Annotated in this window: 1 protein-coding gene; it reads left to right on the forward strand. The window is 72.0% G+C overall.

The window, feature by feature from the left end:
* The first annotated feature begins 45 nt into the window (after positions 1–45).
* Complete coding sequence (locus ALI22I_RS31165; RefSeq protein WP_077009083.1) at positions 46–7758, forward strand: non-ribosomal peptide synthetase; 7713 nt, start codon at positions 46–48, stop codon at positions 7756–7758.
* Positions 7759–7761 lie beyond the last annotated feature (3 nt).

Consider the following 7761-nt stretch of genomic DNA (forward strand, 5'->3'; position numbering starts at 1 on the left):
AACGGGTAAGCCGCGGCCCGCTCAGCCAGAAAGGCACCTCTCGCGATGACGCATGCCCGCACTCTGCCGGAACTGATCGCCGCCCAGGCGCTGCGCACCCCCGACGCGCCCGCGGTCGTATCCGCCGAGGGGGTGGTGAGCTACCGGGAACTCGACGATCGGGCGAACCGGCTGGCACACCTGCTGATCGCCAAAGGGACGCGCCGGGAACGCATAGTGGCGCTGGCCATGCCGCGCTCGGTGGACAACGTGGTGGCGCGACTCGCGGTGCTCAGAACCGGCGCGGCCTACCTGCCGATCGACCCGGACTACCCGGCCGACCGGATCGCGTTCATGATCGACGACGCCGACCCGCTGCTCGTGCTCGACGGCCCACCGGACCTGGCGGACCAGCCCGCCACCGCACCCGACGTGACGATCCGGCCGGACGACCCGGCGTACGTGATCTACACGTCCGGCTCGACCGGCCGCCCCAAGGGCGTCGTGGTGCCGCACAGGGGTTTACCGGCGTTCTCCGCTGCCGAGATCGCCCACTTCGACGTGCGGCCCGGCGACCGCGTGCTGCAGTTCTCCTCGCCCAGCTTCGACGCCTCGGTGCTGGAGCTGTGCATGGCGCTGCCCGCCGGCGCGGCGCTCGTGGTGCCGCCACCCGGCCCGCTGCTCGGCGACCAGCTCGCCGCGGTGATCAACGACTTCGGCGTCACGCACGCGCTGATCCCGCCGGTCGCGCTGGCCACCGTGCCCGATGTCGAGCTGCCGACGTTCCGCACGCTCGTCGTCGGCGGTGACGCCTGCCCACCGGACCTGGTGGCGAAGTGGGCGCCCGGCCGCCGCATGATCAACGCGTACGGCCCGACCGAGTCCACTGTGGTCACGTCGTGGAGCGAGCCGCTGGCGCCGGGCGGCACGCCGCCGATCGGCCGGCCCATCCCCGGCACCGAAGTGCGGGTGCTGGACGACGAGCTACACGCTGCCACCGAGGGCGAGCTGTACGTGACCGGCGTCGGGCTGGCGCGCGGCTACCTGGGCCGGCCGGGACTGACCGCGCAGCGGTTCGTGGCCGACCCGTTCGGCCCGCCCGGCTCCCGCATGTACCGCACCGGTGACGTGGTCCGCACCCGTGACGACGGCCAGTTGGAGTTCGTCGGCCGCGCCGACCACCAAGTGAAGATCCGCGGCTTCCGGGTCGAGCCCGGCGAGATCGAAGCCCTGCTGCGGGCTCACCCCGACGTCGAGCACGCGGTGGTCGTCGCCCGGGACGAGCCGAAGCGGCTGGTGGCCTACGTGGTCGGCGAGACGGCGGGGTTGCGCGAGCACCTGGCCTCGAAGCTGCCGGACTACCTGGTGCCGTCCGCGTTCGTCGCGCTCGACGCGTTCCCGCTCACCCCCAACGGCAAGCTGGACCGGGCCGCACTGCCGGCGCCGGTCGTCGGCGACACCCCGGAGGGCTACGTCGAGCCGCGCACCCCGGCCGAACGCAGAGTCGCCGACGTCTGGTCCGACGTCCTCGGCGTGCCGAAGGTCGGTGCCCACGACGACTTCTTCAGCCTGGGTGGTGACTCCATCCTGGCCGTGCGGGCGTTGTCCCGGCTCGGCGGGCTGCCGGTGCGGGCGATGTTCGAACACCGCACGGTCGCTGTCCTCGCCGAGGTCCTACCCGGCGAGGACAGCGCGCCGATCCCCCGCGTGCCGCGCGGGAAGCCGGTGCCGCTGTCCTCCGCGCAACGCCGGTTGTTCTCGCTGGACGGCACCGCCGAGCAGAACACGGCGGTGGGCGTGCGGCTGACCGGACCGCTGGACGTGCCGAGGCTGGCCAAGGCGCTGGACGCGTTGGCCCGCAGGCACGACGCCCTGCGCACCACGTTCGACGTGCGGGACGACGAGCCGGTGCAGGTGGTCGCACCCCACGGCACGATCCCGTTGCGCGTGCTGCCCACGCACGTCGGCGATCTGGGTCTGGACGAGCCGTTCGACCTGCGGCGCGGCCCGCTGACCAGGGCCGTGCTCAGCCCGCTCGGGCCGGACGAGCACCTGCTGGTCCTGGTGCAGCACCACATCGTCACGGACGGCTGGTCGGTGCAGGTGCTGCTGGCGGAGCTGGCCGAGCTGTACGCGGGCGGGCAGCCGGGCGACCACGCCGAGGCAGACCACACTGTGCAGTACCCGGACTTCGCGGTGTGGGACCGGGCCAGGCCCGAGGGCGATCCGGCGTACTGGCGCGACCGGCTGGACGGCATCGAGACGCTGGACCTGCCCACCGACCGGCCACGCCCGCCGCTGCGCACCACGTCCGGCGACGTGTTGCGCCGGGTCCTGCCCGACGACCTGGTCCGACGGCTGGCCGGCGTGGGCCGCGCGCACGACGCCACCCTGTTCATGACGCTCACCGCCGCCGTCCAGGTGCTGCTGTCCGCACGCAGCCGGCAGCGGGACATCGCGGTCGGCACGGTCAGCTCCGGCCGTGACCGCGCGGACCTGGAACGCACGGTCGGGTTCTTCGTGCGCACGCTGGTGCTGCGCTCGTGGGTGGACCCGGACCTGCCGTTCACCGCGTTCCTGGACCAGGTGCGGACCACGACGCTGGAAGCGTTCGCGCACGACGACGTCCCGTTCGACCGGGTCGTGGCGGAAGTCCGGCCCGACCCGGACCCCAGCCGCACGCCCCTGGTGCAGGCCGTCGTCGCACTGCACCAGCCGCTGCTGCGGGACCCGGCGTTCGGCGAGCTGACCGCGACCGAGCACGACCTGCCGCGCCCGGTGGCCCGGTTCGACCTGGTGGTGGAGTTCTGGCCACGCGGCGACGACCTGGCGCTGACCGTCGAGTACAACAAGGACCTGTTCGACGCCAAGACGATCGAAGCGTTGAGCGACGACCTGGACGCGTTGCTGCGCCTGGTCGTGGACGACCCGGACCGCCCGCTGCGCGGCCTGGTCGAATTCGCCTCCCCGGCAGACGACCAGCCCGCAGACGTCGTCCGCATCCGCGGCTTCCGGGTCGACCTCGCCGAGGTCGAGCAAGCCCTCCGCCGCCACCACGAGGTGACCGACGCGGCCGTGGTCGCGGTGGACAGGCGGCTGGTCGCGTACGTGACGCCCGCGGTCAACCCTGCCGCCCTGCGCGGGTTCCTCGGCCAGGCGCTGCCCGCGCACACCGTGCCCACGACGTTCGTCGGCCTCGACCACCTCGACCGCGGCGCGCTCCCCGAACCACCGGACGAACGCACCGAAGTCCGTTACGTGGCACCGCGCACGCCCGTCGAGGCGGTGCTGGCGGACGTGTTCGCCGACGTGCTCGGCGCGGCTCGGGTAGGCGTGCGGGACAACTTCTTCGCCCTCGGCGGTGACTCGATCCTGGGCATCCAGGTGGTCACCCGCGCCCGCCGCGCCGGCCTGGTGCTGACCTCGCGGGACATCTTCGCCCACCAGACCATCGCCGCGATCGCACCGCACGTCACCCGCGACCTGCCACCCACCGCCGACCAGGGCACGGTCACCGGCGACGCCCCGCTCACCCCGATCCAACGCTGGTTCTTCGACAGCCACACCGTGCGGCCCGAGCACTTCGACCAGTCCGTGGTCGTCGACTTCGACGACCTGGACCTGCCCGCCCTGCGCACCGCCCTCACCGCGCTGGTCGACCACCACGACGCCCTCCGCACCCGGTTCGAAGGCGATCACCAGGTGGTCGCTCCCATCCAGCACGCGGACCCGCTCACGCTCGACCACTTCGACCTCGCCCGAGGCCCGTTGCTGCGGGCACAGGTCCTCGACGGACGGTCCGTGCGGCTGACCGTCCACCACCTGGTGGTGGACGGCGTCTCCTGGCGCGTCCTGGTCGAAGACCTGGCCACCGCCTACCACCAGGCCCGCGCCGGCCAGACCGTCCACATCGGACGCAAGACCACGTCGTTCCGCGACTGGGCGATCAGGCTCGCCGAGCACGCCACCGACGGCTTCGACGACGAACTGGACCACTGGACGACCGTGGCCGCCACTCCGACCAACATCCCGGTGGACCGGCTCGGCCCGAACACCGTCGGCTCGCAGCGCGAGGTGACCGTCCGGCTCACCGCCGAGGAGACCGCCGCACTGCTCCGCGACGTGCCCGGTGTCTACCGGACGCAGGTCAACGACGTGCTGCTGACCGCCCTGGGCCGGGTGCTGGCGGACTGGACCGGTCGGCAAAAGGTGCTGGTGGACCTGGAAGGCCACGGCCGCGAGGAGCTGTTCCCCGACATCGACCTCTCCCGCACGGTCGGCTGGTTCACCACCGTGTTCCCCGTCGCGCTCGACCTGCCGGACGGCGACTGGGGCACGGCCCTCAAGCAGGTGAAGGAGCAGCTGCGCGCGGTGCCCCGGCGCGGCATCGGGTACGGCGTGCTGCGCCACCTCACCCGCACCGCGCCCGCCTGCGGCCCGCGTGTCGCCTTCAACTACCTGGGCCGGTTCGCCGAGGACCAGCGCGACCTGGAGCTGTCCGCCGATCCGAACGCGCCGCGCCCGCACCTGCTGGACGTCGTCGGCCAAGTACGCGGTGACCGGCTGGAGTTCAGCTTCCACTACAGCGAGAACACGCACGACCGCAACACGATCACCGGCTTGGCCGACGGGTTCGCCGCCGCGCTGCGCGGCATCGTGGCGCACTGCGCCGAGCCCGGCACGGGCGGCCGCACGCCGTCCGACTTCCCGTTGGCCGATCTCACCCAGGCCGAGGTGGACCGGATCACCGGTGCGGACGCCTACCCGCTCACCCCGATGCAGGCCGGCATGGTCTTCCACGGCCTGGGCGACCAGGGCGTGTACTTCCAGCAGACCACGTTCGTGGTGGACGGCGTCACCGACCCGGCCGAGTTCGCCCGGGCCTGGCAGCGGGTGGTCGACCGGACGCCCGTGCTGCGCAGTTCGGTGCTGTGGGAGGGCGTGCGGGAGCCGTTGCAGGTGGTGCACGAGCACGCCCGCGTGCCGTTCACCTTCCTGGACTGGAGCGACCTGGACGAGACCGGCCGCGCCGACCGGCTGCGCGAGTTGCTGGCCGAGGACCGGGCGCAGGGCATCGACCTCGGTGTCGCGCCGTTGATGCGGGTCGCGATCGCCCGCCTCTCCCCCACCAGCGTCCAGGTGCTGTGGACGTTCCACCACGTGCTGCTGGACGGCTGGAGCATCTTCCACGTGCTGTCCGACGTGCTCAACCCCGGCGACCTCCCGGAACGCCGACCGTTCCGCGACTACGTCGCCTGGCTCGCACAGCAACGGGACGACGACGCGGCGGAGGCGCACTGGCGGGGCGTCCTCGGTACGTTCGACTCACCCACCCCGCTGCCCGCCGACCGCCCGGCGCCGCACGGCACCTCGTCCGAACGCGTCCCGGTCGAGCTGACCGCAGCCGAATCCGAAAAGCTTTACGAGTTCGCCCGCCGGCACCGACTCACCCCGAGCGCGATCGTGCAGGGCGCGTGGGCGCTGCTGCTGGCCCGCTCCAGCGGCCGGCGTGACGTGTGCTTCGGCGCGACCGTCTCCGGCCGCCCGGCGGACCTGCCCGGCGTGGACGCGATCACCGGCATCTTCATCAACACCCTGCCGGTGCGGGTCCAGGTCGACGGCGCCGCGCCGGTCGCGGACTGGCTGCGCTCGGTGCAGGACGGCCAGGTCGAGTCGCGCCGGTTCGAGCACGTGCCGCTGACCCGGATCCAGGGCTGGAGCGGCGTCGAGCGCGGCACGGACCTGTTCGACAGCGTCGTGGTGTTCGAGAACTACCCGGCCGACCTCGCCGAGGGTATGGGGCTGCGCGAGCTGTCCGCCGTCGAGACCACCAGCTTCCCGCTCAGCGCCACCGTCTACCCGGCCGAACGGCTGGGCGTGCTGCTCGGGTACGAGCCGGCGATGTTCGACGTCACCACCGTCGAACGGCTCGGCGCACGGCTGCGCACCCTGCTGGTCGGGCTCACCGCCGACGCCGACCGGCCGGTGGCCGACGTGCCGTGGCTGTCCGACGCCGAGATCCGGCAGGTGCTGGTCGACTGGAACGGCTCGTCCGCCCCCACCCCGATCACGGACACCATCCCGTCCCTGTTCGCCGCACAAGCCGCGCGCACACCCGATGCGGTCGCGGTGACGTGCGAGGGCACCAGCCTGACCTACCGGGAACTGGACGAACGCGCGAACCGCCTGGCACACCACCTGATCGCGGCGGGCGCGCGGCCGGAAACGCTGGTGGCGTTGGAGTTCCCCCGATCGGCGGATCTCGTCGTCGCGGTGCTGGGTGTGTTGAAGGCCGGAGCGGCCTACTTGCCGCTGGATGTCTCGTACCCGGCAGACCGGGTCTCGTACATGGTCGACGACTCCCGGCCGGTGCTCACGCTGGACCGTCTGCCGGACCTCTCGGGTCTGCCGGCCACCGCGCCGAACGTCCTGGTACGCCCGGACAACGCGGCGTACGTGATCTACACGTCCGGTTCGACCGGTAGGCCGAAGGGAGTGGTCGTCCCGCACGCCAACGTGGTTCGGCTGTTCAGCGCAACCGACCACTGGTTCGGCTTCGGCCCCGACGACGTGTGGACCCTCTTCCACAGCTACGCCTTCGACTTCTCGGTCTGGGAACTGTGGGGCGCGCTGCTGCACGGCGGACGGCTCGTCGTCGTGCCGTACGACGTCTCGCGGTCGCCGCGCGACTTCGCCCGACTCGTCGCCGACGAACGCGTGACCGTGCTCAACCAGACCCCGTCGGCGTTCTACCAACTGCTGGCCGAGGCGCCCGATCTCGACGTCAGGTACGTCATCTTCGGCGGTGAAGCCCTCGACGTGCGCAAACTCGACGCGTGGCGCGGGCGTGGGCGGCTGGTCAACATGTACGGCATCACCGAGACCACGGTCCACGTCACCTGGAGCGCTGTCTCCTCTTCCGGGCGTGACGGCTCGATCGGCGAGCCGATCCCGGACCTGCGGGTCTACGTGTTGGACGACGACCTGAAGCCGGTACCGGCCGGTGTGCCCGGCGAGATGTACGTAGCCGGTCCCGGTGTGGCGCGCGGCTACCTCAACCGGCCCGGTCTGACCGCGCAACGCTTTCCGGCCGATCCCTTCGGTCCACCCGGCGAACGGCTGTACCGCACGGGTGACCTGGCGCGATGGGTCGGCGGTCGGTTGGAATACCTGGGCCGACTGGACCAACAGGTGAAAATCCGCGGGTTCCGGGTCGAACTCGGCGAGGTGGAGGCGGCGCTCCGGGCGCATCCCTCCGTCTCCCAAGTCGTTGTAGTGGCGAACGAGCACCGCCTGGTGGCGTACTTCGTGCCGGACAAGCCGACAACGGCATCGGAGTTGCGCGACCACACGGCCAGGGTCCTGCCCGACCACATGGTCCCGGCGGCGTTCGTCGCACTGGACAGCTTGCCGCTGACCGCGAACGGCAAGCTGGACCGCGTCGCGCTCCCCGCGCCCGAGCGCGACGCGGTCACGTCCAGCGACTACGTGGCACCGCGCACCGAGACCGAAGAGGCGATCGCCGCGATCTGGGCCGACGTGCTCGGCGTCGACCAGGTCGGCGTGGCGGACAGCTTCTTCGCCCTGGGCGGCGACTCCATCCGCGGCCTGCACATCACCGCTCGCACCAAAGCGGCGTTCGACGTGGACCTCTCCCCGCGAGACGTCCTCACCGCGCGCACCGTTTCCGCGCTGGCCGACTTGGTCGAAGACCTGGTCCTGGCCGATCTCGAAGCACTCGCCAACGATCTCGAAACCATCGCGGACGGAGAGGCGTGACCA

Origin of the sequence: Saccharothrix sp. ALI-22-I (assembly GCF_001984175.1) — a bacterium.
Classification (GTDB): Bacteria; Actinomycetota; Actinomycetes; order Mycobacteriales; family Pseudonocardiaceae; genus Actinosynnema.

Coding starts and splice junctions, on each gene's coding strand:
- ALI22I_RS31165 (WP_077009083.1), top strand. CDS start 46: ATGACGCATGCCCGCACTCTGCCGGAACTGATCGCCGCCCAGGCGCTG.